General features: G+C 72.4%; 23 protein-coding genes and 1 tRNA gene. 13 read left to right on the forward strand and 11 right to left on the reverse strand.

Features of this window, described 5'->3' with window-relative positions; translation table 11 throughout:
* Positions 1 to 256 precede the first annotated feature (256 nt).
* The gene (locus ITJ60_RS01545; RefSeq protein ID WP_194646477.1) at positions 257 to 1,309 is read left to right on the forward strand and encodes a Gfo/Idh/MocA family protein; all 1,053 of its coding nucleotides are present in this window, start codon (positions 257 to 259) and stop codon (positions 1,307 to 1,309) included.
* 102 nt (positions 1,310 to 1,411) lie between these two features.
* On the opposite strand, the gene ITJ60_RS01550 is transcribed toward ITJ60_RS01545, so the two are convergent.
* Positions 1,412 to 2,008, reverse strand: coding sequence for an NAD(P)H-dependent oxidoreductase (locus ITJ60_RS01550; protein WP_165901113.1), 597 nt, complete (start codon positions 2,006 to 2,008; stop codon positions 1,412 to 1,414).
* A gap of 89 nt (positions 2,009 to 2,097) precedes the next feature.
* On the opposite strand from ITJ60_RS01550, the gene ITJ60_RS01555 reads away from it, so the two are divergent.
* Positions 2,098 to 2,643, forward strand: coding sequence for an MSMEG_6728 family protein (locus ITJ60_RS01555; protein ID WP_194646479.1), 546 nt, complete (start codon positions 2,098 to 2,100; stop codon positions 2,641 to 2,643).
* 69 nt (positions 2,644 to 2,712) lie between these two features.
* On the opposite strand, the gene ITJ60_RS01560 is transcribed toward ITJ60_RS01555, so the two are convergent.
* The 7 genes from ITJ60_RS01560 to ITJ60_RS01590 all read right to left on the reverse strand — a co-directional run bounded on the left by ITJ60_RS01560 (position 2,713) and on the right by ITJ60_RS01590 (position 9,205).
* Positions 2,713 to 2,794, reverse strand: a tRNA-Ser gene (locus ITJ60_RS01560).
* A gap of 322 nt (positions 2,795 to 3,116) precedes the next feature.
* Positions 3,117 to 3,383 (reverse strand): hypothetical protein, encoded by a 267-nt coding sequence (locus ITJ60_RS01565; protein WP_131921776.1) that lies wholly within the window; start codon positions 3,381 to 3,383, stop codon positions 3,117 to 3,119.
* Between the two features lie 93 nt (positions 3,384 to 3,476).
* A complete protein-coding gene (locus ITJ60_RS01570) occupies positions 3,477 to 4,679 on the reverse strand; it encodes a cysteine desulfurase family protein (protein ID WP_194646481.1) in 1,203 nt (400 codons plus the stop codon).
* Positions 4,680 to 4,681: 2 nt separating this feature from the next.
* A complete protein-coding gene (gene nadC, locus ITJ60_RS01575) occupies positions 4,682 to 5,560 on the reverse strand; it encodes a carboxylating nicotinate-nucleotide diphosphorylase (RefSeq protein WP_194646483.1) in 879 nt (292 codons plus the stop codon).
* Positions 5,557 to 7,188 (reverse strand): L-aspartate oxidase, encoded by a 1,632-nt coding sequence (nadB, locus tag ITJ60_RS01580; protein WP_194646484.1) that lies wholly within the window; start codon positions 7,186 to 7,188, stop codon positions 5,557 to 5,559. The genes nadC and nadB overlap by 4 nt, the downstream gene beginning before the upstream one ends.
* A gap of 38 nt (positions 7,189 to 7,226) precedes the next feature.
* Positions 7,227 to 8,498, reverse strand: coding sequence for a quinolinate synthase NadA (gene nadA / locus ITJ60_RS01585; RefSeq protein WP_194646486.1), 1,272 nt, complete (start codon positions 8,496 to 8,498; stop codon positions 7,227 to 7,229).
* Between the two features lie 8 nt (positions 8,499 to 8,506).
* Positions 8,507 to 9,205 carry an NUDIX hydrolase gene (locus ITJ60_RS01590; protein ID WP_111084339.1) on the reverse strand — a complete coding sequence of 233 codons (699 nt, stop codon included), beginning with the start codon at positions 9,203 to 9,205 and terminating at the stop codon, positions 8,507 to 8,509.
* A gap of 166 nt (positions 9,206 to 9,371) precedes the next feature.
* On the opposite strand from ITJ60_RS01590, the gene ITJ60_RS01595 reads away from it, so the two are divergent.
* From ITJ60_RS01595 to ITJ60_RS01605, 3 genes are all read left to right on the forward strand, one after another.
* Positions 9,372 to 9,653, forward strand: a complete 282-nt coding sequence (locus tag ITJ60_RS01595) for an acylphosphatase (RefSeq protein ID WP_228509678.1) — start codon at positions 9,372 to 9,374, stop codon at positions 9,651 to 9,653.
* A gap of 132 nt (positions 9,654 to 9,785) precedes the next feature.
* The gene (locus ITJ60_RS01600; RefSeq protein ID WP_194646488.1) at positions 9,786 to 11,267 is read left to right on the forward strand and encodes an MDR family MFS transporter; all 1,482 of its coding nucleotides are present in this window, start codon (positions 9,786 to 9,788) and stop codon (positions 11,265 to 11,267) included.
* A gap of 41 nt (positions 11,268 to 11,308) precedes the next feature.
* The gene (locus ITJ60_RS01605) at positions 11,309 to 12,556 is read left to right on the forward strand and encodes an FAD-binding protein (protein WP_194646490.1); all 1,248 of its coding nucleotides are present in this window, start codon (positions 11,309 to 11,311) and stop codon (positions 12,554 to 12,556) included.
* A 134-nt stretch (positions 12,557 to 12,690) separates the two neighbouring features.
* Here ITJ60_RS01605 and ITJ60_RS01610 read toward each other — a convergent pair whose 3' ends face one another.
* Positions 12,691 to 13,185: a 2'-5' RNA ligase family protein gene (locus ITJ60_RS01610; protein ID WP_194646492.1), complete on the reverse strand. Its 495-nt coding sequence runs from the start codon at positions 13,183 to 13,185 to the stop codon at positions 12,691 to 12,693.
* 147 nt (positions 13,186 to 13,332) lie between these two features.
* Between ITJ60_RS01610 and ITJ60_RS01615 the strand changes: the two genes are divergently transcribed.
* The 3 genes from ITJ60_RS01615 to ITJ60_RS01625 are packed head-to-tail and all read left to right on the forward strand — an operon-like array spanning position 13,333 to position 16,042.
* Entirely contained in the window at positions 13,333 to 14,286 is a 954-nt protein-coding gene (locus ITJ60_RS01615) for a MetQ/NlpA family ABC transporter substrate-binding protein (protein WP_123338796.1), read from the forward strand.
* A complete protein-coding gene (locus tag ITJ60_RS01620) occupies positions 14,286 to 15,374 on the forward strand; it encodes a methionine ABC transporter ATP-binding protein (RefSeq protein ID WP_194646493.1) in 1,089 nt (362 codons plus the stop codon). Before ITJ60_RS01615 ends, ITJ60_RS01620 begins: the two co-directional genes overlap by 1 nt.
* A gap of 50 nt (positions 15,375 to 15,424) precedes the next feature.
* The gene (locus ITJ60_RS01625; protein WP_111084480.1) at positions 15,425 to 16,042 is read left to right on the forward strand and encodes a methionine ABC transporter permease; all 618 of its coding nucleotides are present in this window, start codon (positions 15,425 to 15,427) and stop codon (positions 16,040 to 16,042) included.
* 492 nt (positions 16,043 to 16,534) lie between these two features.
* On the opposite strand, the gene ITJ60_RS01630 is transcribed toward ITJ60_RS01625, so the two are convergent.
* Positions 16,535 to 17,311, reverse strand: a complete 777-nt coding sequence (locus tag ITJ60_RS01630; RefSeq protein ID WP_111084345.1) for an endonuclease/exonuclease/phosphatase family protein — start codon at positions 17,309 to 17,311, stop codon at positions 16,535 to 16,537.
* Positions 17,312 to 17,463: 152 nt separating this feature from the next.
* Positions 17,464 to 18,873, reverse strand: a complete 1,410-nt coding sequence (locus ITJ60_RS01635; RefSeq protein ID WP_228509679.1) for an MFS transporter — start codon at positions 18,871 to 18,873, stop codon at positions 17,464 to 17,466.
* Between the two features lie 158 nt (positions 18,874 to 19,031).
* Here ITJ60_RS01635 and ITJ60_RS01640 point away from each other — a divergent pair, with 158 nt between their 5' ends.
* The 5 genes from ITJ60_RS01640 to ITJ60_RS01660 are packed head-to-tail and all read left to right on the forward strand — an operon-like array spanning position 19,032 to position 24,426.
* Positions 19,032 to 20,252 carry an alanine racemase gene (locus ITJ60_RS01640; RefSeq protein ID WP_194646495.1) on the forward strand — a complete coding sequence of 407 codons (1,221 nt, stop codon included), beginning with the start codon at positions 19,032 to 19,034 and terminating at the stop codon, positions 20,250 to 20,252.
* Positions 20,252 to 21,097 carry an IclR family transcriptional regulator gene (locus ITJ60_RS01645; RefSeq protein WP_123292034.1) on the forward strand — a complete coding sequence of 282 codons (846 nt, stop codon included), beginning with the start codon at positions 20,252 to 20,254 and terminating at the stop codon, positions 21,095 to 21,097. Before ITJ60_RS01640 ends, ITJ60_RS01645 begins: the two co-directional genes overlap by 1 nt.
* Complete coding sequence (locus ITJ60_RS01650) at positions 21,094 to 22,071, forward strand: sugar kinase (protein WP_194646497.1); 978 nt, start codon at positions 21,094 to 21,096, stop codon at positions 22,069 to 22,071. Before ITJ60_RS01645 ends, ITJ60_RS01650 begins: the two co-directional genes overlap by 4 nt.
* A gap of 55 nt (positions 22,072 to 22,126) precedes the next feature.
* Positions 22,127 to 22,786: a bifunctional 4-hydroxy-2-oxoglutarate aldolase/2-dehydro-3-deoxy-phosphogluconate aldolase gene (locus ITJ60_RS01655; RefSeq protein ID WP_194646499.1), complete on the forward strand. Its 660-nt coding sequence runs from the start codon at positions 22,127 to 22,129 to the stop codon at positions 22,784 to 22,786.
* A complete protein-coding gene (locus tag ITJ60_RS01660; protein ID WP_194646501.1) occupies positions 22,783 to 24,426 on the forward strand; it encodes an N-acyl-D-amino-acid deacylase family protein in 1,644 nt (547 codons plus the stop codon). Before ITJ60_RS01655 ends, ITJ60_RS01660 begins: the two co-directional genes overlap by 4 nt.
* The last annotated feature ends 24 nt before the right edge of the window (positions 24,427 to 24,450 follow it).

Genomic DNA, 24,450 nt, shown 5'->3' on the forward strand with positions numbered 1-24,450 from the left:
TGTCGCCCCGCCGAGGTTCCGAGATCTCGGAACCTCGGCGCCGCTGCCGCCTCGGAGTGGAACCTCGGCGTCACGCGGACGGCAAGTCGTGGAACCCGGCGGTCGCGCACGTCGCGCACGTCGCGCACGTCGCGCACGTCGCGCCCGACACGTGCGCACGAGGCGGACGGGAGGCCCGTGGCGGGGCCGCAGCGGGCCTCCCGTCCGCCTCGTTGGAACGTTCCCAACGCTGGCCCGACGCGCTAGGTTCATATGTATGGACAAAGTACGCATCGGACTCGTCGGCTACGGCATCGGAGGGCGGGCGTTCCACCGCCCGTTCCTGCTGGACGCGACGGGCGTCGACCTCGTCGGTGTCGTCGCCCGTTCGGCCGCCAAGCACGAGCAGCTCGCGACCGACCTGCCCGGCGTCACCGTGCACGACTCCCTCGGTGACCTGATCGCCGCGGGCGTCGACGCCGTCGTCGTCACCACTCCCCCGTCCACCCGCCGCGAACTCGTCCTGCAGGCGATCGCCGCCGGGATCGCCGTCGTCGCGGACAAGCCGTTCGCCCCGGACCCGGCCACGGCGCGCGAGATCCGACAGGCCGCGGCCGATGCCGGCGTCGTGATCACGCCCTTCCACAACCGCCGCTGGGACACCGACCTCGCGACCCTCCGGAGTGTGCTGGACGCCGGACGGGTCGGGGCGCCGCTCCGCTTCTGGTCCCGCTTCGACCTGGTCGAGCGGCACGGCATCGCGACCGGCATCGGCGGCGGCGTGCTCTCCGACATCGGCTCGCACCTGGTCGACCAGGCCGTGTCGCTGTTCGGACCGATCGCCCGGGTGTCCTGCACGCTCGACGTCCGCGATGCCCGCTCGCTCGGCCGCGACCAGGACGGCCAGATCGACGCCGGCTTCACGCTCGCAGCGACGCACGTGTCCGGCGTCGAGTCCGTCCTGACGTCGAACAAGGCCGGGTGGCTGGGCGCACGGCAGCTCCGCCTCGACGGTGTCGACGGCACGTACGAGGCCACGAGCACCGACGTGCAGGCGCAGGCAGCCGTGGCGGGTGCGTCACCTGCCGACGACCGGTCGACCTGGGGAGTCGAGCCCTCGTCCGGGACCCTCACGACGGAGTCCGGCACGGTCGACGTCCCGTCGGCACAGAGCTCCTACACGGACTACTACGAGCGGTTCGCACGGGCCGTCCGCGGGCTCGGTCCGGTGCCGGTGCCCGTCGACGACGCGGTGCACGTGGTCGAGGTGCTCGACGCGGCGCGCCGGTCGGCGGCGTCGGGCGAGACGGTCACCGTCCCCGCTCCGTAGGCGTTCTTTCCCACAACACTTGCGATGCGAGGTCGAATCGGGCGTACCTGGTGAGAACTTCAGACCAGGTACGCCCGAATCGGCCAGGAACGCGCAGAAGGGTCAGAAGTCCGCGGGGCGCCGCACGTCGGCCAGGCCGGCCGTGGCGAAGCCCCCGCGGATGATCGGGATCGCCCGGCGCACGGCCTGGTCGATGCGGAGTTCGAGGTCGACGTTGCCGATGTCGTAGCCACCTTCGCGCTTGGTGAAGTCGCGCTCGTTGCCGAACACCCCGATCGGCAGCGTCGTCGACTGGAAGAAGCCGAACAGCGGGCGCATCTGGTGCTCGACGAGCAGGGCGTGACGGTCGCTGCCGCCCGTCGCGGTCAGCAGGACCGGGGTGTCGACGAGGTCGTACTGCCCGATCCAGTCGAAGAACAGCTTGAACGCGCCCGAGTAGGCGGCGCGGAACGCCGGGCTGCCGACGACGAGCACGTCGGCGGCCTCGACGGTCTCGAGTGCCGCGCGGGTGCGCTCGGACATCGCCTCACGCGAGGACGCGGCACCGAGGTCGGCCAGGAGCGGGCCGATCTCGATGGTCTCGGTGCGGGCACCCTCGATCTCCTGCCCGAGGCGCGCCACCGTGGCGGCGACCAGGGTGGACGTCCTCGAGGGGTCCGAAGGGCTACCGCTGACGCCGACGACCAGTTCTCCACTCATGCGGTCGATGCTCACACGCCTGCCACGGGAGCGGTCCGCGTGTGACGACATGTGTCGGGTGCCAGGCCCCGCGGGTACCGTCCCGCGGCATGCAGACGTTCTTGCCGTACGCCGATTTCCGGGCCTCTGCCGAGGTCCTCGACGACCGGCGTCTCGGCAAGCAGCGCGTGGAGACCCTGCAGGTGATGCGGGCGCTGACGCTGCCGGGGTACGGCTGGCAGCACCACCCGGTCACCGCGATGTGGCGCGGCTACCGTCCGGCGCTCATGGCCTACCAGGAAGCGACGTGCCGCGTCTGGCTCGACCGCGGGCACGTGGACACCTGCCTGGAGAAGACGCTGCTCGACCTCGGGCGGGTCCCGGAGGACCTGGCGGTGTACGAGCGCGGCGACGTCCCGATCCCGCCGTGGAACGACGACGAGGCCCTGCACGCGTCACACCGCTCGAAGTTGGTGCAGAAGGCGCCGGAGCACTACCGCGAGTTGTTCCCGGACGCACCCGACGACCTCGACTACGTCTGGCCGGGCACGCCGGATGCACCGGGCGCGTCGGATGCACCGGGCACGCAGGACGCACCAGGCACGGCCGCAGTCGTCACGCCACCGGGATCCACCGCGCACCGTCGCGGCGCGTGACGACGTCGGAGCGGATCTCGACCACGTCGCGGAGGCCGTGCACGGCCCGGTCGCGCACGACCGCTGCCGTGGCGTCGTCGTCGGACTCGAACCGGACGACCGCGCACGGCACACCGCGCAGCAGGCGGACGTCCTGCGCCTCGACCACGGCGTGCTCGGCGACCAGCCGGGCCGCAGCGGGCAGGACGGCGTCGGGCGCGGTGCCGGCGGCGAGTGCGCCGATCGCCAGGGTCACACGGTACGAGGGCATGCCCCGACGGTAGCGGGAGCGGGAGACACCGGGAGCCCGCCGTGGGCTGCAGGGGAACCGACGTCGTTCAGGGGGTCGACGTCGGCCCACGGCGGGTCGCGGTGTGTGGCGGGACGCGACGACAGGGGGAACGTCGCGCCCCGCTCCGGATGTCGATCAGGGGTATCGACATCCGGTCTGGGGCACCGGCCGGGTCACGGGAGGAGCCGGGCGGTGTCGGACCTCAAGGGTGTTCGGTGTCCTCTCGGTACCGGTCCGTCTCGATCGGTGCGGGCATCGATCGTCGAGCGGCGGCGGGTCGGATCATGGGGAGCAGGGCGCTCCCGACGGTCGCGAGCGCTCCGACGGCGGCGATCAACCCGAGGGGGGCGGTGCCGAGGTCGTGCTGCGCAGCCAGGGCGAGCGCGACGAGGGTCGCCGGTGCGGGCAGGAGCTGCACCGCTCGGAAGCGGTCGTCCCGTCGCGTCCGGGTCATCATCACGTTTGCCATGTGGACACTCTGGCGCAGATTCCGTGTCCGCATAAGGGGGGACACGACCCCACTCATGGAGTAGAACGTCTAGTACACCCAGGATGCGATGTGTCAACCGAGTGCTCGGACCGTGGCCACGGCGTCCGCGACCGCTCCGACGACGACCGGCACGTCCTCGACACCGAGGGAACCGTCGAAGGTGAGTCGGAGCGCGGTCCGGGCGACCTCGTCCGGGATCCCGAGCGCGGTGAGCACGTGCGACGCCTCGGTGCTGCCCGCCGCGCAGGCGCTGCCCGACGAGGACACGACGTCGCGCCGTTCCAGCTCGAGCAGCACGGTCTCGCCGTTGACCCCGGGGAAGCAGAACGACGCGTGCCCGGGCAGCCGGTGCGCGCGCGACCCGGTCACGAACGCGCCGGGGACGGCGCCGAGCACCCCGTCGAGCACGGCGTCACGGACGGCCGTCGCGGCGGCAGCACCACCAGAGGCAGCAGCACCACCGTAGGCAGCAGCACCACCGTAGGCAGCAGCAGCACCAGAGGCAGCAGCACCACCGGCGGCCACCAGCCCGAGCGCCGTCGCGACCGCCACCGCGCCGGCGACGTCCTCGGTGCCGGAGCGTCGGCCCCGCTCCTGTCCCCCGCCGTGCAGCAACGGTTCGACGGGCACCCCCGACCGGACCGCGAGCACACCGGTCCCCTTCGGCGCCCCGAGCTTGTGCCCGGACAGCGACAGTGCGTCGACGCCCAGGACGTCGAGCCCGATCGGCAGCCACGGCGCGGACTGCACGGCGTCGGTGTGGAAGCGCGCGCCGACCGCGTGGGCCTCGGCAGCGAGCGCCGGGACGTCCTGCACGGTGCCGATCTCGTTGTCGGCGTGCGCGATCGACACGAGGGTCGTGTCCGGCCGGAGCGCCGCGCGCAGCACCGACGGGTCGACCAGGCCGTCCGACGCGACCGGCAGCACCGTGACGTCGAAGCCGTGGAAGCGTGCCAGGTACGCACAGCTCTCCAGCACGGCCTCGTGCTCGATCGCACTGGTGACGACGTGGCGTCCGCGCGGGGCGGCGAGCGCGATCCCCTTGACCGCGGTGTTCGCACCCTCGGTCCCACCCGTGGTGAAGACGACCTCGGCCGGTCGGCAGCCGAGCACGCCGGCAACCGTGGCCCGTGCGGCCGCGAGCCCGCGCGCGGCCTCGTCCCCGACACCGTGCGTCGACGACGGGTTGCCGAACACCCCGGTCAGGAACGGCCACATCGCCTCGAGGACCTCGCGGCGGACGGGGGTCGTGGCCGCCCGGTCCAGGTAGAACACGGTCAGTCCCCGGCCGCCACCGCGATGTCGAGCCCGAGGTCGAGCGCCCGGGCCGAGTGCGTGAGCGCCCCCACCGAGATGACGTCGACCCCGGTCGCGGCGATGGCCGCGACGGTGTCGAGGGACACCCCGCCCGACGCCTCGACGAGCGTGCGACCCGCGACGATGCCGACACCCGTCTCGAGCTCGGCCGGCGTGAAGTTGTCGAGCATGATCGTGTCGACACCCGCCGCGACGACGGGCTCGATCTGGTCGATGCGGTCCACCTCGACCTCGACGTGCACGGTGTGCCCGAGCCGCTGCCGTGCGGCGGTGATCGCGTCGCCGATGCCGATGCCGCCGGCGAGCAGCACGGCCAGGTGGTTGTCCTTGGCCAGCACGGCGTCGGACAGCGACGTGCGGTGGTTGTGCCCGCCGCCGCAGCGCACGGCGTACCGCTCGAGCGCACGGAGGCCCGGCGTGGTCTTCCGGGTGTCGACGATCCGCGCCGAGGTGCCCGCAGCGGCCGCGACGTGGGCCGCGGTGGCGGTGGCGATGCCCGACATGCGCTGCACCAGGTTCAGCGCCACCCGCTCGGCGCGGAGCACCGAACGCGCCGACCCCGTCACGGTGGCGAGCGTGTCACCGGCGGTGAACGCGGACCCCTCGTCGGCGTGCACGGTCGCCCGGATCGACGGGTCGACCGCGTGCATCACCGCCACGAAGACGGTCCCGCCGCTCAGCACTCCGGGCTCGCGGGCCGCGAGCGTCGCCGTCGCGGTCGCGTCGGCCGGGATGAGCGTCTCGCTGGTGACGTCGCCCCAGGGCGCGTCCTCTTCCAGCGCGGTCTCGATGACGCGGCGCAGGGCATGCGGCGGGATGGTGCCGGGGTCGATGGTCATGCGGGAACCTCCTGCGGAACGGCGATGTGTCGAGTGGCCGTCTCGGCGACCCAGGCGTACGAGGCCGGGGCTGCTGGATCGGTGTCGGGGTGGTCGGTGCGGGCGTGGGCACCGCGGGACTCCGTGCGGGTCTCGGCGGCGAGCGCGACCAGCCGTGCCAGGTCGAGCAGTGCGCGGTCCTCGTGCTCGCGCACGCCGCCGGTGGCGGGCGCGGTGAGCGCGTCGAGCTCGCGCCGGGCGCTCGCCAGTCCGGTCGCGTCACGCAGCAGCCCGACGCGGTCGGTCATGACGGCCTGGACCGCCTGGCGGACGTCGGTGGACCCGTCACGGTGATCCGGGCCTCCCGGCCAGGCCTGACGGGAGGCGCGGATCACGTCCGCCGCTCGGGGAACGCTGGTCACGCGCAGGTCTGCGTTCCCCCGCAGGCGGAGCAGGCCGGGCCGGGGTCCGGCGACCGCGTCCGCTGCGCGGAACGCGAAGACGAGTCCCTCGAGCAGGGAGTTCGAGGCCAGTCGGTTCGCTCCGTGGACCCCGGTGCATGCGGCCTCGCCGATGGCCAGCAGGCCCGGCAGACTGGTGCGCCCCTCGGCGTCGGTGGCGATGCCGCCCATCGAGTAGTGGGCCGCCGGGGACACCGGGACGCCCTGTCGGGTCCAGTCGAAACCGGCCGCGCGGGTGGCCCGGGTGAGTCCGGGGAAGCGTCCGGTCAGGAAGTCCGCGCCGAGTCCGGTGGCGTCGAGGAGCACTGGTGCGCCGCCCTGGTCGCGGACAGCGGCGGCGATGCCGCGGGCGACGACGTCGCGTGGAGCGAGCTCGGCGTCCGGGTGCACCGCCGTCATGAAGCGGCGTCCGCGCGCGTCACGGAGGACGGCTCCCTCGCCGCGGACGGCCTCGGAGACGAGCCCGCCGTCCGGCACTGCGAGGCGGGTCGGGTGGAACTGGACGAACTCCAGGTCGGCGACCACCGCTCCGGCACGCCACGCGGCGGCAACGCCGTCCCCCGTCGCCACGAGCGGGTTGGTGGTCTCGCGGTACAGGTGTCCCGCTCCCCCGGAGGCGAGCACGACGGCGTCGGCGTCGATCCGTCGGGGTTCGCCGAGCAGGTCGAGGACGTCGATGCCGACGACGGTGCCGTCGCGCACGACCAGGTCGGTGAGGCAGGTGCGCTCGAGGATCGTGACGTGCTGGCGGTGCAGCGCGTCGATGAGCGTGCGCTCGATCGCCGCGCCGGTCGCGTCGCCGTCGGCGTGCACCACGCGCCAGCGTCCGTGCGCGGCTTCGCGCCCGCGGGCCAGGTCGTCGCCGTACCGGTCGAGTGCCGACGGGTCGGTCGAGCGGTCGAACGGCACACCGAGGGCGAGCAGGTCGCGGACCCGCGCCGGTCCGTCTGTGCAGAGGACCTCGACGGCGCGCACGTCCGCGCTGCCGGCCGCCGCGACGTGGGTGTCGGCCTGGTGCAGTGCCGGCGAGTCGTCGGCACCGAGCGCCACCGCGACCCCGCCCTGGGCGTACGCGGTGGCGCTGTCGGCGAGCGCGCCCTTCGTCACCAGCGTGACGTCGTGGACGGCGCTGGCACGGATCGCTGCGGTCAGTCCGGCGATGCCGGAGCCGACGATGACGACGTGCACGGTGGTCTCCCTCGGTCGTTCGGGGTCGGGCTCGGGGGTCAGCCGCGGGGCTTGGCCGCGAGCATGCGCTCGAGCGCGACCTTGGCGTCGGCCTGGACCTCGGCGGGGACGACGATCTCGTTGAGGACCTCGCCACGCACCAGGGCCTCGAGCACCCAGGCGAGGTAGCCCGGGTGGATCCGGTACATCGTCGAGCACGGGCAGACGACCGGGTCGAGGCAGAAGATCGTGTGCTGCGGGTACTCAGCAGCGAGCCGGTTCACCATGTTGATCTCGGTGCCGATCGCGAACGTGGTCGGTTCGGTGGCCGCGGCGACGGTCTTCCGGATCAGGTCGGTGCTGCCGGCGTGGTCGGCGGCGTCGACGACGGCCATCGGGCACTCCGGGTGGACGATGACCTGGACGCCGGGGTGCTCGCGTCGGGCCTGGTCGATCTGGTCCACGGTGAAGCGGCGGTGCACCGAGCAGAAGCCGTGCCAGAGGATGACCTTCGCCGCTTCGAGGTCGCTCTGCTCGTTGCCACCGAGGGGCTTCCGGGGGTTCCACATCGGCATCAGGTCGGTGCTGATCCCCATGGCCTTGGCGGTGTTGCGACCGAGGTGCTGGTCGGGGAAGAACAGCACGCGCTGCCCGCGCTCGAACGCCCACTCGAGCACCGTCGCGGCGTTCGAGCTGGTGCAGACGATGCCGCCGTTGCGCCCGCAGAACGCCTTGAGGTCGGCTGCGGAGTTCATGTAGGTGACGGGGATGACGGGTACCCGGCCGTCGGCGTCGGGCTCGGTGCCGTAGACGGCGGTTAGCTCGGCCCAGGCGGCCTCGACGCTGTCGATGTCGGCCATGTCCGCCATCGAGCAGCCCGCTGCCAGGTTCGGCAGGATGACGCGCTGGTCGTCGCGGGCCAGGATGTCGGCGGTCTCGGCCATGAAGTGCACACCGCAGAACACGATGGCCTCGGCGTCGGGCTTCGTCAGCGCCGCGTTGGCGAGCTGGAACGAGTCACCGAGGAAGTCCGCGTGCCGGACGACCTCGTCGCGCTGGTAGAAGTGTCCGAGGACGACGACCCGGTCGCCGAGCGTGGCCTTCGCCCGCTCGATGCGCTCGTGCAGCTCGTCGGTCGGCGCGGTCTTGTACTCGTCCGGCAGCACGCCCTGGCGCGGTGCGCTGGTCGGGATGACGTCGGTCATCGACGAGCCCGGGCCGTACCCGGGCCGGGAGTCGAAGTCCCACGTGGGTATGGCGAGGTCGGGCGTGCAGGTGCTGCCGCCGGCCTTGCCGTTCGAGATGAGGTCGATGGTCGTCGCGATGGACACGGTGGTTCCTATCGGTTCTGCGGTCGTGTGCCCTGCTGCAGCGGGCCGTTGTCCGCGTAGGCCAGGTCGGGGTTCGAGCGGTACAGCCGGGCCGGACGGTGCCGACCCCCGCTCGTGGTCTCGTCGGTCGGCAGGATCGCGTCGGTCTTCTCGACCTGCCGACGGAAGTTCGCGGGGTCGAGCGCGCGCCCGAGCACCGCCTCGTACACCCCGCGCAGCTCGGCGAGGGTGAACCGGTCCCCCAGGAAGGCCTGGGCGATGCGGGAGTACGACATCTTGGTGCGGAGACGCCAGAGCGCGTACTCCACGATCCGGTCGTGGTCGAAGGCGAGCGGCGGGTGCTCATCGGCGAGGAACCAGCGGACGTTCCAGTCGTCCGGCACGACGTTCGCCTCGTCCGGGTGCACGAGCGCCCAGTACACGATCGACACCACCCGGCTCGGTGAGCGGCCGACGTCGCCGAACGCGTAGAGCTGTTCGAGGTAGCGGGGCTGGACGTTCGTCGTCTCGCGCAGGCGGGCTGCGGCGGAGTCCTCGAGTCCCTCGTCCACGCCCACCCAGCCGCCGGGCAGCGCCCACGACCCCTCGAACGGTTCGGCCACCCGGCGCACCAGCGGCATCCACAGCGCCGGTGCCCCGGTGTCGGGGTGCGGGCGCAGCGCGACGATCACGGTCGAGACCGCGACGCGGATGCCTGCTTCGTCCATGGTGGACCTTAGTGTCAATCTGACTCGAAGTGTTCGGGTTGCGATGACACTATCACCGCTGCGCGGTGTGTTGCGCCCGTGAGGGACTCCGGGTCGTCACGAACCGGAAACAGATCGTCACGAGGCCGAAAACTCCGGGAGGCCCCGCGTGGATACGGTGAGGACCATGACGACGGTGACGAGGATGCATGCCGTGGTGTCGGGGACCGTCCAGGGGGTCGGGTTCCGGTACTGGACGGCACGGAAGGCCGACGGGCTCGACCTCGTCGGGTACGCCAGGAACCTCTGGGACGGCACCGTCGAGGTCGAGGCCGAGGGGCCGTCGGTCGCGGTCGAGACGTTGATGGAGTGCCTGCGGAGCGGGCCGCCGTCGGCCACCGTGACGGACGTCGACCTCCGGCCGGTCGTGCCGCACGGCGACGCCGACGGGTTCGCGATCCTGCACTGACCCGCCGACACCGACCGTTCACCTGCGGATGTCGGTGCGGAGCGGAATAATCGAATCCACTCAGGCGGTTGCCCTGTCTGCGCGTTCTGCGCAACCTCGTTCCACCAGTCGTGATCCACCAGGAGCTCCCGCATGACCCAGGCCGTCGATTCCGCCCCCCGCACGGGAAGCGTCTCGCAACCGACCGCTGCCGAGACCCGTCTCGTGATCGGGCTGCTGCTCGTGTCCGCGTTCGTCGTCATCCTCAACGAGACGATCATGGGCGTGGCGCTGCCGCGGCTGATGGACGACCTCGACATCAGTGCGGCGACCGGGCAGTGGCTGACCACCGGCTTCCTGCTGACAATGGCGGTCGTGATCCCGATCACCGGGTTCCTGCTGCAGCGGTTCAACACCCGCCCCGTCTTCGTCTGGGCGATGGGCCTGTTCTCGGCCGGCACCCTGATCGCCCTGCTCGCACCCGGGTTCACACTGCTGCTCGTCGGCCGCATCGTCCAGGCCAGCGGCACCGCGATCATGATGCCGCTCCTGATGACGACGGTGCTCACCCTCGTCGACCCGGCCCACCGTGGCCGCATCATGGGGAACATCTCGATCGTCATCTCGGTCGCGCCGGCCATCGGCCCGACGATCTCCGGGCTCATCCTCAACGCGTTCTCGTGGCGTTGGCTGTTCGGCTTCGTCCTGCCGATCGCGATCGCCGCGCTCATCCTCGGCATGGTGAAGGTCCGCAACGTCTCGACGCCCCGCCGGGCACCGCTCGACGTGTTCTCGGTGATCCTGTCCGCGTTCGCGTTCGGTGGGATCGTCTACGGCCTGTCCAGCATCGGCGAGGCCGGCACCACCGGCCTGTTCGTCCCGGTCACCGCGCTCGTCGTCGGTGCCGTCGCCCTGGCGGTCTTCATCGTCCGACAGACCCGACTGCAGCGCACCGACAGCGCCCTGCTCGACCTGCGCACCTTCCAGACCCGCGGCTTCACCGTCCCGATCGTCGCGATGGCGCTGAGCTTCATGGCGATGTTCGGCACGCTCATCCTGCTGCCGATCTACCTGGAGCGCGTCCTCGGGCTCGAGGTCCTGAACGTCGGACTGCTGCTGCTCCCCGGCGGGCTGCTCATGGGGCTCCTCTCCCCCATCGTCGGACGCATCTACGACCGTCGCGGACCGCGCGTACTGCTCATCCCCGGCTCGATCATCGTCAGCGCGGTGCTCTGGGCGCTCTCCACGGTCGGCGTGGACACCAGCGTGTGGTTCGTCCTCGGGGCGCACGTCGTGCTGAGCATCGGCCTGGCGCTCACCTTCACCCCGCTGTTCACGGCGGCGCTCGGTGGCCTGCCCCCGAAGCTCTACTCCCACGGCAGCGCGGTCCTCGGCACGGCGCAGCAGCTCGCCGGAGCCGCCGGCACCGCCCTGTTCGTGACCCTGCTCACGATCGGCGCCGCCACGGCAGCGACCGGCGCGGGTGCGGACGCCGTGGCCGCAGCGACCGCCTCCGGCGTGAAGACCGCGTTCCTGGTCGGCGCGGTGATCTCGCTGTTCGGCATCCTGGCATCGGTCTTCGTCACCCGTCCGGCGGTGCCCGAAGGCGCGCCGACGCCCCCGCCCGCGCACTGACCGCGGTGCCGCCCACGGGTCCACGTGGCATCGTGGGCGGCATGCGGTCGACGGCGAGCGAACTGAACTGGTCCGGCACGGTCACCTACACGGCCGAGCAGGTACTCCGACCGGGCTCGATCGACGAAGCGGCCGAGGTCGTCGCACGTTCCCCCCGGGTGCACGGGCTCGGCACCCGGCACTCGTTCAACGACTCCGCCGACGCCCCTGGCGTCCTGCTCGACCTGACCGCGATCCCCACCGACCTGGTCGTCGACCCCGACCAGCGGACGGCGACGCTCGGAGCGGGCACCCGCTACGGCGTCGTCGCCCCCGACCTCGACCGCGCGGGGTTCGCGCTGCACAACATGGGCTCGCTCCCGCACATCTCCGTCGGCGGCGCGGTCGCCACCGGCACCCACGGCTCCGGCACCACCCTCGGCTCGTTGACCACCGCGGTCCGGTCCCTCGAACTGCTCGGTCCCGACGGTTCGCTCCGGATCGTCGACCGCACCGACCCGGCGTTCCCCGGGACCGTCCTGCACCTCGGGCTGTTCGGCATCGTGACCCGGGTCACGCTCGACCTCGAACCCACGTACCGGATGCGGCAGGACTCGTACGGGCCGTTCCCGTGGAGCACGTTCACCGACCACGTGGCCGCAGTCCACGCAGCCGGGTACTCGGTGTGCGCCTACACGGTCTTCGGCGACGAGATCAGCGAGGCGCTCGTGAAGTCACGAGTGCCCGACGGCGCCGACGACGTCGCCGTGCCGGACGACCTGTTCGGCGCTCCCCGGCTGCCCGGCTCCCCCGGCGACGGCCACCACACGGCCCGCGACGGGTCGGTGGGCCCCTGGTGGGACCGGCTGCCGCACTTCCCCATCGAGTCCGTGCCGAGCCACGGGTCCGAGGTGCAGAGCGAGCACTTCGTCCCGCTCCGGCACGCGGCGGCGGCGCTCGACGCCCTGCGCGGGCTGGCCGACCGCATCCAGCCGCACCTGCACGTGTGCGAGCTCCGGACGATGGCGGCCGACGACCTCTGGTTGAGCCCGACCCAGGGCGAGGACGTGCTCTGCATCGCGTTCACCTGGCAGAAGCACCCGGAGGCGGTCGCCACGCTGCTGCCCGACCTCGAAGCGCGGCTCGCACCGTTCGACGGGCGACCGCACTGGGGCAAGATGAGCTCGCTCGACGGCGACGCGATCGCGGAGCTGTACCCGCGGGTGGCGGACGTCCGTGCGCTGATCGCACGAGCCGACCCGGACCGGACGTTCGCATCCGCGTTCGGCGAGCGGGTGCTGCGGGCCTGACCCGCGCCTCCAGTCCGACGCCCCTGCGCCCCTTCGCACCCGCGCACCCGCGCACCCGCGCACCCGACGCCCCGGAACCAGGTTCCGCATGCCCTTCGCCGTCCAGGAGGCCCGGTGCCGGTCCGCAGGGCGCGTCAGCGCAGGCGGGTGACCACCTTCGCATCCCCGTCCCAGTGCCGGAGACCGCCCACGGTGAGCACCTCGGGCAGGGGCGCGTCCGCAGCGAGGACCCGGAGCGCCGCCGGCAGGTCGACGTCGCGGATCCGCCGAGCGAGGGTGACGTGCGGCGCCCACCGACCGGGCAGCGACGAGTCGAGCGAGCCGGGAGCGGCGGCGTCGACCGCGTGGTGGAAGCGGGCCAGTGGCTGGTCGACGACCACACCGAGGCCGAGCACGTGCCGACCGGGCCCGGCCGGGAAGAGCAGGAGCCCGGCGACGCGCAGGGCCTCGGGCACCGCGGCGTCGAGGTCCGTCGGGACGGCAACGGCCTCGCCGGCCACGAGGGTGACGTGCGGGTCGTTCGTCCCCGAGTGGCCGAGGCTCGGCAGCTCCGCGGCGACGAGGGTCTGCCAGAGTGCCCGGACCGCTCGGTCCGAGGGGCCGTCGAGGACGAGTTCGATGCTGCGCACGTACCGAGTGAACCAATGCACCCCGTGACGGCGATGTAACACGGCGGAACGGAACTCGCACCGGGGACCCGCTCCCGTCACACTCGACTCCACGCCGCGGACCACCGCGGCTCCCCCCGCACAGCACGGCCCACGAGGAGCACCAGCATGTCCGCAGCCCCCGCACTGCCCGAGAAGCCGAAGGGCAAGCGCCCGATCGGCTGGATCATCGCCGCCGTCATCGTCGTCGTGGCGATCGTCGTCGCCGTCATCGTCGGAGTCGTGCGCTCCGGTGGCGACAGCGGTGGCGCTGCCGCCGGTGACGCTGCGCCGAAGACCGTCACCATCGGTGTCTCGGACAAGTCGCTGCCCTACTGGAACACCTACGTGAAGGCCGCCAAGGAGCAGCTCAACGTCACCGTGAAGCTCCAGAACTTCTCGGACTACTCGCTGCCGAACCCTGCGCTCAAGGACAAGCAGATCGACATCAACCAGTTCCAGCACATCCAGTACCTGGCGAACTACAACGTCACCTCGGACGACGACCTGCAGCCGATCGGCGCGACGGCCGTCTACCCGCTGCCGCTGTACTCGACGAAGGTCTCCGACGTCGCGGACTTCGAGGACGGCGCGAAGGTCGCGATCCCGAACGACGCCATCAACGAGGCCCGTGCGCTCCTGGTCCTGCAGGCCGCTGACCTGCTCGAGCTCAAGGACGGCGGCAACGCCTTCTCGACCACGGCCGACATCACCTCGCACAAGGTCGACGTGCAGACGCTCGACGCCTCGCAGACCGCGAACGCCCTGCAGCAGGGTTCCGTCGAGGGCGCGATCGTCAACGTGAACTACGCCACCTCGGCCGGGCTCGACACCAAGGACGCGATCTTCCAGGACGACCCGAAGAGCGCCTCCGCCGCCCCGTACGTGAACGTCTTCGCCGTCCGCGACGCCGACAAGACCAACAAGACGTACCTCGACCTGGCGAAGCTGTTCCAGGACGAGGCCGTGCAGAAGGTCTTCGCGAAGGACTACCCGGACGCCGTCCCGAGCGACGAGAGCGCCGCCTCGCTGCAGAAGGAGCTCACCACGGTCGAGTCCGACGCGAAGGCGGCAGCGGAGTAGTGCCGGTCCTCGTCGAACTCCGCGGCGTCTCGAAGCACTACCGCCGCGCCGACACCGGCGAGACCGTGGTGGCCGTCGAGGACGTCTCCCTGGACGTGCACCAGGGAGAGGTCCTCGGCGTCATCGGGTACTCCGGTGCCGGCAAGTCCACCCTGGTCCGCCTGGTGAACGCCCTCGAGCTGCCCAGCTCCGGGACGGTCACCGTGGCGGGCAGCGAACTGACGGCGATCCCCGAGCGGGATCGCCGTCTGGCGCGTCGCAACATCGGGATGATCTTCCAGCAGTTCAACCTGTTCCGGTCCCGCACCATCGCCGGCAACGTCGCGTACCCGCTCAAGGTCGCCGGTGTGCCGAAGGACGAGCGGGACCGTCGCGTGGCCGAGCTGCTCGACTTCGTCGGCCTCCTCGAGCGCGCCCACGCCTACCCGGAGCAGCTGTCCGGCGGTCAGAAGCAGCGCGTCGGCATCGCGCGGGCCCTCGCGGCGTCGCCCGACCTGCTGCTCGCCGACGAGGCCACCAGCGCCCTCGACCCGGAGACCACGTCCGAGGTGCTCGGGCTGCTCCGCCGGGTGAACAAGGAACTCGGCGTCACGATCATCGTCATCACGCACGAGATGGACGCCGTCCGCCAGATCGCCGACCGCGTCGCCGTGATGGAGCAGGGTCGCGTCGTCGAGGTCGGAGACGTCTACGACGTGTTCTCCGCGCCGAAGACGGGTGCTGCGCAGCGGTTCGTCCGTACCGCGCTGCACGACCGCCCCTCGGTCGACACGCTCGCTCGCCTGCGGGAACGCCACCCCGGTCGTCTGGTGACCGTGCAGATCACCGACGAGGCCGGGCTGCAGAACCGGATCGACGCGGTGTTCCGGTCCGCCGGGGTCACCGCCGAGCTCGTCTACGGCGGGGTCGGTGAGATCCGCGAGCGCCGGATCGGGTCGCTCACGTACGAGCTGACGGCCGGTGCCAGTGCTGGTGCTGGTGCTGGTGCTGGTGCTGGTGCTGGTGCTGGTGCACCGGACGCCATCGACCGCGCCGTCGCCGCCCTGCGCGCCGACGGCGTCACGACCGACGAGGAGGCAGCAGCGTGAACAACTCCTTCCAGAGCGTGATCGACACGTTCGACGTCTTCCTCGCCGCCATGCGCGACACCATCGTGATGTCGCTCGTGTCACTCGTCATCGCCGGCGTCATCGGGCTCGCCCTCGGGCTGCTGCTCTACGCGACCCGTCCGGGCAACCTGCTCGGCAACCGCACCGCGTACACGATCATCAACGTCGTCGTGAACCTGGTCCGGCCGATCCCGTTCGTGATCTTCCTCGCCGCGATCGCCCCGCTGTCGCGCGTCGTGGTGCAGACCACGATCGGCGTGCCCGCGGTGACCTTCGCGATCTCCCTGGCAGCGGCCTTCGCGGTGTCGCGCATCGTCGAGCAGAACCTGCTCGCGGTCGACCCCGGCGTCGTCGAGGCGGCTCGCGCATCGGGTGCGCACCCGATCTCGATCCTGCTGACCGTCCTGATCCCCGAGGGCCTCGGCCCGCTCATCCTCGGCTACACGTTCATCTACATCGGCATCGTCGACATGACGGCGCAGGGTGCGTTGATCGGCGGCGGTGGACTCGGTGAGTACGCGATCACCTACGGATCGCAGCGGTACGACTGGTGGATCGTGTACGTCTCGGTGGCGGCGATCGTCGTCATCGTGCAGCTCGGCCAGTTCGTCGGCAACCGGCTGGCGCGCGCGACCCTGCGTCGCTGACGCGGGTGCGCCGCGCGCGGCGTGTGCTGCGACCTCGGCACGTGCCGTGGTCGTGACTGCCTGGAGGCCCGGTGCCGGTTCCTGGAACCGGCGCCGGGCCTCCAGTGCGTTGCCGCGTTGCGGGCGCGCCCCGCGTCGTCCGCCGAGCGGTCTCGGGCTTCCACGACGCGCCGCTCACGTCCGCCGGGGTTCCACTACTCGCCGCATGCCTTCCGCCGAGGTTCCACGAACGCCCGCTGGGGCCCCCGAGGTTCCGAAATCTCGGAGTGTCGGGGAAGCGGGCCGGGACGGGCCGAGTGGGACGGGTCCTGGGCGCCGCTCGATGCCGTCTCTGCTCGGTCCGGCGCCGAGGTTCCACGACTCGCCGCATGCGATCCGCCGAGGTTCCACGAACGCCCGCTGCGAGCGCCGAGATGCCGAGATTTCGGAACCTCGGGAGCAGCGGGGCGGGGGCGCGGGGGCGCGGGGGCGCGCTCGGGGCGGGCGCGCGGGTCAGGCGGCCGGGGACTCCACGGTCTCGATCGTGCCGGTCGCTCCGGGGTGCTCGTAGTGTGCGCGCACCAGGATCGGACGGTGGTCGGAGATGCCCGCCGGCAGGGTCTCGACGCCGGCGATGTGCAGCCCGACGCTCGTGGCGAAGTCGAAGTGGCCCGTGAACTTGCGGTAGCGCAGGTACGTCGGCTGGTCGGACAGCGACAGTGCGAACCCGCCCTGCTCGATCTTCCGACGCAGGTTCGTCTGGAACCAGGGGTAGTTGAAGTCGCCGACCATGACCGCGGGGACGTCCTTCGCGAGCTCGCGGAGGAACTGGTGCGCCGCCTCGATCTGCTTGCGACGCAGGGAGTTCGTCGCGGTCAGCGGTGAGGCGTGGAACGAGGCCACGACGACCTCGGCGTCAGCCTCGGTGTCGCGCAGGTGCATCGCGATGAGCCGTTCGTGCGCGGGTGCGAGGACCCGGTCGTGCAGGGACTTCTGCAGCGAGTGGATGCTGAAGTCCTGCACCTCGAAGCGGTCGTCGCGCTTGTAGATGGCGAGTCCGAGGCGGTTCGTGCGGGTCGACGCGGCGAGCGACAGCCCACCGATCGACGGCGCCAGGTCGTTGCTGTCGCACTCCTGCACGCAGAGGACGTCGGCGTCTGAGGCCTCGGCCAGGGCGGCGAGTTCACCGTTCGCGGTGTGCTCGCGGAGGTTGTAGCTGACGACCCGGAGGGCAGTGGGCGGCACGCCTGCGTCGGTGGCGATCGTGCTCTGCTGTTCTGGCGCGGCCATGCTGCCTTCCTGTCCGGGTGGTCCGGGTCACCCTGCCGCGGCAACCGTACTCGGCGTTCGCAAACGGATGCTGAGACTGTAACGCCTGTCGGGTTTCGCGCGTGTGACCGTGACGGAAACGGACAGTCGTGGGCTGCGCGGAACCTCCCGGGTCAGGCGCGGACCCGGCGGGCGGGGCGGACGGTGTCCCCCGCTGTGCGGCTCATCAGGATGCCCTCGACGCACGCGACGGCGAGCAGCGCCGCGATCACCCAGAACGCGACGGTGTACGGGCCGTCGCCTCCGAGCCCGCCGGCCGCGCGGATGACGACCGCTGCGACGGCGACGCCGAACCCGGCGGCGGTCTGCTGCAGCGTCGACGAGAGCGTGTTCGCCGGGGTCATGTCGGCCTGCTCGACGTCGGCGAAGGCGATGGTGTTGTACGCCGTGAAGCCGACGGAGCGGGCGGCTCCGCTCACGACGAGCAGCACCGCGAGCAGCCAGAACGGGGTGTCCTCGGTCATGAAGGCCATCGCGACGACGGTCAGCGCCGCGATCGCACTCGACACGATGATCACCGGGCGGTAGCCGAACCAGCGCAGGAACGGCGTCGTCATCGGCTTGATGCCGAGGTTGCCGACGAAGACCCACAGCACGGCGGACCCGGCGAGCACGGCGCTCCAGCCCCAGGAGTCCTGGAACAGCAGCGGGAGCACGAACGGCACCGCGGAGACCGCCAGGCGGAACAGGCTGCCGCCGGCGTGCGACACCCGGAACGTCTCGAGCCGGAACGCCTCGAGCCCCATGATCGGGTGCGGCGCCCGGCGGAAGTGCCGGATCGCGAACCAGCAGCAGACGGCACCGACGACACCGGACACCACGACGGCCAGGACCGGGATGACGTCGAGCGCGAGCAGCGACGCCATCACGACGAGCGACCCGAGGCCGAAGCACGCGAGCAGCGACCCGAACCAGTCGAACGGCACACGCTGCGCGGCGCGCTCCTGCGGGACGAGCACGAGCGCGGCGACGAACGCGATGACGCCGAGCGGGATGTTGATCAGGAAGATCCAGTGCCACGTCAGGGTGTCGACGAGCACGCCGCCGATGAACGGGGCGATGATCGGCGCGGCCAGGGCGGGCCAGGTGAGGATCGCGATCGCCGTGACGAGCTGCTCGCGGCCGGCGCTCCGGAGCACCACGAGGCGGCCGACGGGCACCATGAGCGCACCGCCGAGCCCCTGCAGGATGCGCCAGAGCGTCAGGTCGACGAGGCCGGTCGACATCGCGCAGAGTGCCGACGCGATCGTGAAGAGCGCGATCGCGCCCGCGAAGACGGTGCGGGACCCGATCCGGTCGGTGAGCCAGCCCGAGACGGGGATGAACACCGCCAGGGTGACCAGGTACGCGGTGATCGCGACGCCGACGGCGGCCGAGTCGACGCCGAGGTCGCGTCCCATCGCGGGCGCCGCGGTCGCCAGGATCGTGCCGTCGAGGAGCTCCATGAAGAAGGTCCCCGCCACGAGCACGGCGACCGCCGTGCTGCCGGTCCGCCGTCTGGGTGTCGTCATCGTCGTCGCCATGTCGCGTCAAAGGCTATGCCCGGTGCCGGGTCGCGGGGGATCGTGTCAGGAGGTTCCGCGATCGCGTTGTGCATTGCAGAATGATGCGCACCACAGCGTTGCCCTGCGGGTCCGCCGAGCGGGAGCGTGGAGTCTGCGCGACGACAGGAGGCTCACCGATGACCGACGCCGACACGACGACCGGGACCGTGACCACGAAGGGCGCCTGGGACCCGGCAACGGGCACTCCGCACCACGTCCTCGACCACGCCCACTTGCCCGTGATGACCCTGCGCGAGTCCGCCCTGGCGAACAACGCCGCCGTCATGCAGGCCTACGTCGACCGCCACGGGCTGCTGTTCGCGCCGCACATGAAGACGCACATGGCGCCCGACCTCGCCGCGCGGCAGATCGACGCCGGAGCGTGGGGTGTGACGGTCGCGTCCGTCCAGCAGGCGATGGTCGCCTGGGAGCACGGCGTCCACCGGATCCTGGTCGCGAACGAGGTCCTCGACCCCGCCGGCCTCGCCTGGCTCGCGTCCCGGCGCACGGTCGACCCGGACGCCGACGTCCTCTGCTACGTCGACTCCGCCGCGGGCGTCACCGCCGCCGTCACCGCACAGGGCAGCGTCGCCGGCGAACTGCACGTCCTGGTCGAGCTCGGGTTCCCGGGCGGGCGCACCGGGGTCCGCTCCCCCGACGACGCGCGTGCCCTCGCGCTGCTCGCCCACGACGCCGGGCTCGTGCTCCGCGGGGTCTCCGGGTACGAGGGCGGGCTGCCCGGCGTCGATGCTGCGCGCGAGTACGTCGCCGGCGTGCTCGACGTCGCCGAGGACGTCCGCGGGCTCGTCGACGGTCGCGGGCTCCTCAGCATGGGCGGCAGCGCCTGGTTCGACGCCGTCGTGGACGCGGTGGCAGCTCGCACCGACGACCTCGACGTGCTGCTGCGGTCGGGTGCGTACCTGACCCACGACGACGGCTTCTACGCCGAGCGCACGCCGTTCGGCCGGCACCCGGCCGAGGGCTCGCTCGTCGCCGCGATCGAGGTCTGGGGACGCGTGACGTCCTGTCCGGAGCCCGGGCTCGCGTTCGTCGCCGTGGGCAAGCGCGACATCTCCTTCGACGAAGGGCTGCCGGTGGTGCGGTCGGTGCGGCCGGCCCTGCCAGGAGGCCCGGCGGGCGCCACACAGGTCGTCCCGCCGCCCGGGGCGGTCACCGTCACCCGCCTCGACGACCAGCACTGCTACCTCGCGCTGGCGGACGGTGCCCCCGAGCTGACGCCCGGCGACGTCGTCGTGTTCGGCATCTCGCACCCCTGCACGGTGTTCGACAAGTGGCGGCAGGTGCACGTCCTCGCCGACGACGACACCGTGCTCCGGACGATCGCGACGTGGTTCTGATGCGCGCGACCACCGCGGCCCCGGTGCCGACGGACGGCGACGGTCCCGCCCGGAACGCCGCACTGTCCCTGCGTCGCGGGCTGCGCCTGCTCGACTGCATCGCCGACCGGACCCGCAGCGGCGCGGTGTCCGTCAGCCTGTCCGTGCTGGCCGCCGAGCTCGGCGCCTCGAAGTCGACGGTGCTCCGCCTGACGGCCCCGATGCTCGAGAACGACCTGCTGCGCCGAACCCCGGACGCCGGCTTCACGCTCGGCCTCGGCGCCCTGCTGCTCGGGCAGAGCTACCTCGAGGGGATCGACCTGCGCTCCGCCGCGGCGCCGTTCCTGCGTCGGACGGCGGAGCAGACCGGCCTGACGTGCCACCTCGTCGTGCCGGACGGCACCGACATCGTCTACGTCGACAAGGTCGAGACCCGCGGCACCGTCCGCATGGGCTCCCGGATCGGGAACCGCCTGCCGATGCGGAACACGGCGTCCGGCAAGGCGATCGTCGCGTTCGGTGAACCGGAGCTGCTCGACCGGGTGCTCGCCGAACCGGCCCAGGTCATGACGGAGCACACCATCACCGACGACGACCGCTGGCGGCACGAGGTCGACCGCACGCACGGACGGGGGTACGGCATCGACGACCGCGAGAACGAGCCCGACATCCGGTGCGTCGCCGCCCCGGTGTTCGACCACGCGAACCAGGTGGTCGGCGCGATGAGCATCTCCGGGCTGGCCTCGCGTTTCCCCGCAGCGGCGGTCCGCGAACTCGGCGACGGGGTCGTGCGGACCGCCCACGAGATCTCGGTCGCGCTGGGGTCCTCGTCGGCGCAGCTCGCCCTCGCGCGGGGTGCGCGGTGACCGGCTCGGTGCTGACGTTCGGCGAGACGATGCTGCTCCTGACCGGGCGCGACGTCGGCGCGGTGCCGGACCTCGAGCACATGCGGGTGGACACCGGCGGAGCCGAGAGCAACGTCGCGATCGGCCTGGTCCGCGCCGGGGTTCCGGCCACGTGGATCGGTCGGGTCGGCACGGACCCCGCCGGCGACCGGGTGGCCGCCGACATCGGTGGCGAGGGCGTCGACGTGCTCGCGGTCCCCGACGCCGAGCGCTCCACCGGCATCATGATGAAGGAGCGGCTGCTCGACGGCCGTACTCGGGTGACCTACCACCGCCGTGGTTCGGCCGGCTCGGCGTTGGCCGCGACGGACCTGCCCGGCAGCATCATCGAGACCGCTGCGCTCGTGCACGTCACCGGGATCACCCTCGCACTCTCCGAGTCCGCACACGACACCGTGACCGCAGCGCTCGACCGGGCGGCCGCCGCCGGTGTGCCGGTGTCGTTCGACGTCAACCACCGGCCGAAGCTCATCGGGGCCGACGCTGCACGAGACCGGTACCGAGCCGTCGCAGCACGGTCCGCCGTGGTGTTCGCCGGCGACGACGAAGCCCGGCTCGTGCTCGGCCGCGACGACCAGGACGACGACGAGGAAGCGCTCGCGCACGACCTCGCCGCGCTGGCACGGGGCCGCGCGGTCGTGAAGCTCGGCTCCCGCGGCGCCGTGGCGTCGATCGACGGCGTGTTCGTGCGGCGGCCCGCAACTCCGGTGCGCGTCGTCGACCCGGTCGGTGCCGGTGACGCGTTCGTCGCGGGCTGGCTCGCGGCGAGCCTGGGCGGAGCGGACGCCGCCGAGGCACTCGACCGGGCCGCCGACGCCGGCGCCCTCGCCTGCACCGTCGAGAGCGACTGGCGCCGCCCGGACCCGGCCGCCTTGCACCACGCCCCGGATCCGTCGGACACCGACCACACCGTGCACGACCACGTCGACCGCTGACGCCGTGTCCGACGACACCGCGTCCGCTGAACACCACCACTCGAGGAAGCGCACCATGACGAACGACACCACGAGCACCGAACAGCACGCCGCCGCACGGCACCGTCACCAGGCCGGTCCGGCGATCGCGATCCTCCGCGGCGGCACCGGCGACCACGTCGAGGACGTCATCGCCACCCTGGTCGAGTCCGGCGTGACGGCGATCGAGATCACCACGAACACCCCGCGCTGGCGCGAGGGCATCGCGTGGGCGGTCGAGCGGTACGGTTCCGCGGCCTCCATCGGCGTCGGCACGGTGCTCGACGTCCGCCAGCTCGACGAGGCCGCCGCTGCCGGGGCCTCGTTCGCCGTCAGTCCCCACCTCGACGCCGAACTCGGCGAGCGCGCGCACGAGCGTGGCCTCGGCTGGTACCCCGGTGCGGCGACCCCGACCGAGATCGTCCGCGCGTGGCGGCTCGGCGCCCGTGCGGTGAAGGTCTTCCCGGCGGCGCAGCTCGGCGGCCCCGCGTTCCTGAAGCAGGTCCTGGCACCGCTCGACTTCGTCGACGTCATCCCGACCGGGGGCATCGGGGTCGACGACGCCCCGGACTACCTGGCCGCCGGTGCGGTCGCCGTCGGACTCGGGTCCCCCCTCGTCGGCGACGCGCTGACCTCGGGCGACCTCGACGCCCTGCAGGAGCGGGCCGGCCGCCTCGTCGCGGCGCTCGACCGATGACCGGGGAGCCGGCCGGGGAGCAGTCCGCCGGCGGCGGCGTCCTGCTGCGCGGCGGGTCGGTGCTCGGTGCGGACGGGGCCCCGGTGCGCGCCGACGTCCTCGTCACCGACGCCGTCATCCGCGCCGTCGGTGCCGACCTGGACGCCCCTGCCGACGCGCACGTGATCGACTGCGACGGACGCCTGGTGCTGCCGGGCTTCGTGGACGCGCACTCGCACGCCGGATCGCTCGTGTTCGACGAGGGCGTGCAGCTCGCGCTCCTGCGCCAGGGCGTGACCACGATCGTGACCGGACAGGACGGCGTCGGGCCGGCACCGGGCGACGGTTCGTACGCCGACACCTCCTTCGCCGCCATCGACGGTCCGCACCCGACGTACCGCGGTGGCGGGGTCGACGGCCTGCTGACGACCTACGACGGCACGACCCCGATCAACGTCGCGACGCTCCTGCCCGCCGGCACGGTCCGGCACCAGGTCATGGGCGACGACCCGGGGCCGGCGGACAGCGCACAGCTGGCCGCGATGCGGGAGCTCGTGCGCGACGGCCTCGCAGACGGCGCGGTCGGCATGGCGACGGGGCTCGACTACGTCCCCGGCCTGTTCGCCGGCACCGCCGAACTCGCTGCGCTCTGCACCGAGGTCGCTGCCGTCGACGGTCTGTACGTCTCGCACATGCGCGGCGGTTACGAGGGGAACGCCCGCGCCGGCCTCGACGAGATCGCCGACATCGTCCGCGCGTCGGGCGTCCGCGCGCACGTCTCCCACCTGCACGCGCCCGTCGACCTCGCGGTGACCGCGCTGGCCGAGCTCGAGGCCGAGGGCGCCCCGATGTCGTTCGACGCCTACCCGTACTCGCGTGGCTGCACGATCCTGTCGATGCTGCTGCTGCCCGCGGCCCTCGCCCGCCCCGGCACCGAGGACCTCGCCCACGCGATCGCCGACGACGAGGGTCGTGCCGCGGTCCGGGCGGCCGTGCTCGACCGCGTGCTGTCCCGCGCCGACCTCGGCACCGGCTGGGCGGAGCAGATCACGCTGTCGCACGTGCCCGCCGCCGAGTTCCACGCGCTGCAGGGCCGCACCCTCGCCGACGCCGCCGAGGCGACCGGGACGGATCCGGTGGACCTGGCCCTGGACGTCCTGGTCGACTCGGCACTGCAGGTCACCGCCGTGATGCGCGTGCCCCGTCCCCGGACCGCCGACGACCTCGCGCCGCTCTTCCGACTGCCCGGGCACACAGCCGGGTCCGACGGCATCTTCGTGGGCACCCACCCGCACCCACGGGCGTACGGCACGTTCGCGCGCTACCTGCAGGACTTCGCCCGCACGGGGCTCCTGACATGGCGCGAGGCCTCGCGGCACCTGTCCACCACCGCAGTCGATCGGCTCGGCCTCGGCCGACGTGGCGCGGTCGCCGTCGGGGCGGTCGCCGACCTCGTGGTCGTCGATCCCGATCGGGTCGCGGCGCGGTCGTCCTACGACGAACCGATGCGCCTGGCCGAGGGCATCGACGACGTCCTCGTCGCCGGTGTCCCCGTGCTGGCCGAGGGCGCCCTGACGCACGCGACCCCCGGGGCCGGGCTGCGTCGCCACCCGGGCCGGATCGACCACGGGCAGGGAGCAGCGGGCACCGGGGGTCGGTGATCCAGCGTGGCGAGGCGCCTCGGT

The sequence above is a fragment of the Curtobacterium sp. VKM Ac-2884 genome (assembly GCF_015350945.1).
GTDB lineage: Bacteria > Actinomycetota > Actinomycetes > Actinomycetales > Microbacteriaceae > Curtobacterium.

Excerpts from the sequence above, each read along its gene's own strand:
- ITJ60_RS01545 (WP_194646477.1), top strand. The coding sequence starts at position 257 with ATGGACAAAGTACGCATCGGACTCGTCGGCTACGGCATCGGAGGGCGG.
- ITJ60_RS01550 (WP_165901113.1), bottom strand. The coding sequence starts at position 2,008 with ATGAGTGGAGAACTGGTCGTCGGCGTCAGCGGTAGCCCTTCGGACCCC.
- ITJ60_RS01555 (WP_194646479.1), top strand. The coding sequence starts at position 2,098 with ATGCAGACGTTCTTGCCGTACGCCGATTTCCGGGCCTCTGCCGAGGTC.
- ITJ60_RS01565 (WP_131921776.1), bottom strand. The coding sequence starts at position 3,383 with ATGGCAAACGTGATGATGACCCGGACGCGACGGGACGACCGCTTCCGA.
- nadC (WP_194646483.1), bottom strand. The coding sequence starts at position 5,560 with ATGACCATCGACCCCGGCACCATCCCGCCGCATGCCCTGCGCCGCGTC.
- ITJ60_RS01590 (WP_111084339.1), bottom strand. The coding sequence starts at position 9,205 with ATGGACGAAGCAGGCATCCGCGTCGCGGTCTCGACCGTGATCGTCGCG.
- ITJ60_RS01595 (WP_228509678.1), top strand. The coding sequence starts at position 9,372 with ATGACGACGGTGACGAGGATGCATGCCGTGGTGTCGGGGACCGTCCAG.
- ITJ60_RS01600 (WP_194646488.1), top strand. The coding sequence starts at position 9,786 with ATGACCCAGGCCGTCGATTCCGCCCCCCGCACGGGAAGCGTCTCGCAA.
- ITJ60_RS01605 (WP_194646490.1), top strand. The coding sequence starts at position 11,309 with ATGCGGTCGACGGCGAGCGAACTGAACTGGTCCGGCACGGTCACCTAC.
- ITJ60_RS01615 (WP_123338796.1), top strand. The coding sequence starts at position 13,333 with ATGTCCGCAGCCCCCGCACTGCCCGAGAAGCCGAAGGGCAAGCGCCCG.
- ITJ60_RS01625 (WP_111084480.1), top strand. The coding sequence starts at position 15,425 with ATGCGCGACACCATCGTGATGTCGCTCGTGTCACTCGTCATCGCCGGC.
- ITJ60_RS01630 (WP_111084345.1), bottom strand. The coding sequence starts at position 17,311 with ATGGCCGCGCCAGAACAGCAGAGCACGATCGCCACCGACGCAGGCGTG.
- ITJ60_RS01635 (WP_228509679.1), bottom strand. The coding sequence starts at position 18,873 with ATGGCGACGACGATGACGACACCCAGACGGCGGACCGGCAGCACGGCG.
- ITJ60_RS01640 (WP_194646495.1), top strand. The coding sequence starts at position 19,032 with ATGACCGACGCCGACACGACGACCGGGACCGTGACCACGAAGGGCGCC.
- ITJ60_RS01645 (WP_123292034.1), top strand. The coding sequence starts at position 20,252 with ATGCGCGCGACCACCGCGGCCCCGGTGCCGACGGACGGCGACGGTCCC.
- ITJ60_RS01655 (WP_194646499.1), top strand. The coding sequence starts at position 22,127 with ATGACGAACGACACCACGAGCACCGAACAGCACGCCGCCGCACGGCAC.
- ITJ60_RS01660 (WP_194646501.1), top strand. The coding sequence starts at position 22,783 with ATGACCGGGGAGCCGGCCGGGGAGCAGTCCGCCGGCGGCGGCGTCCTG.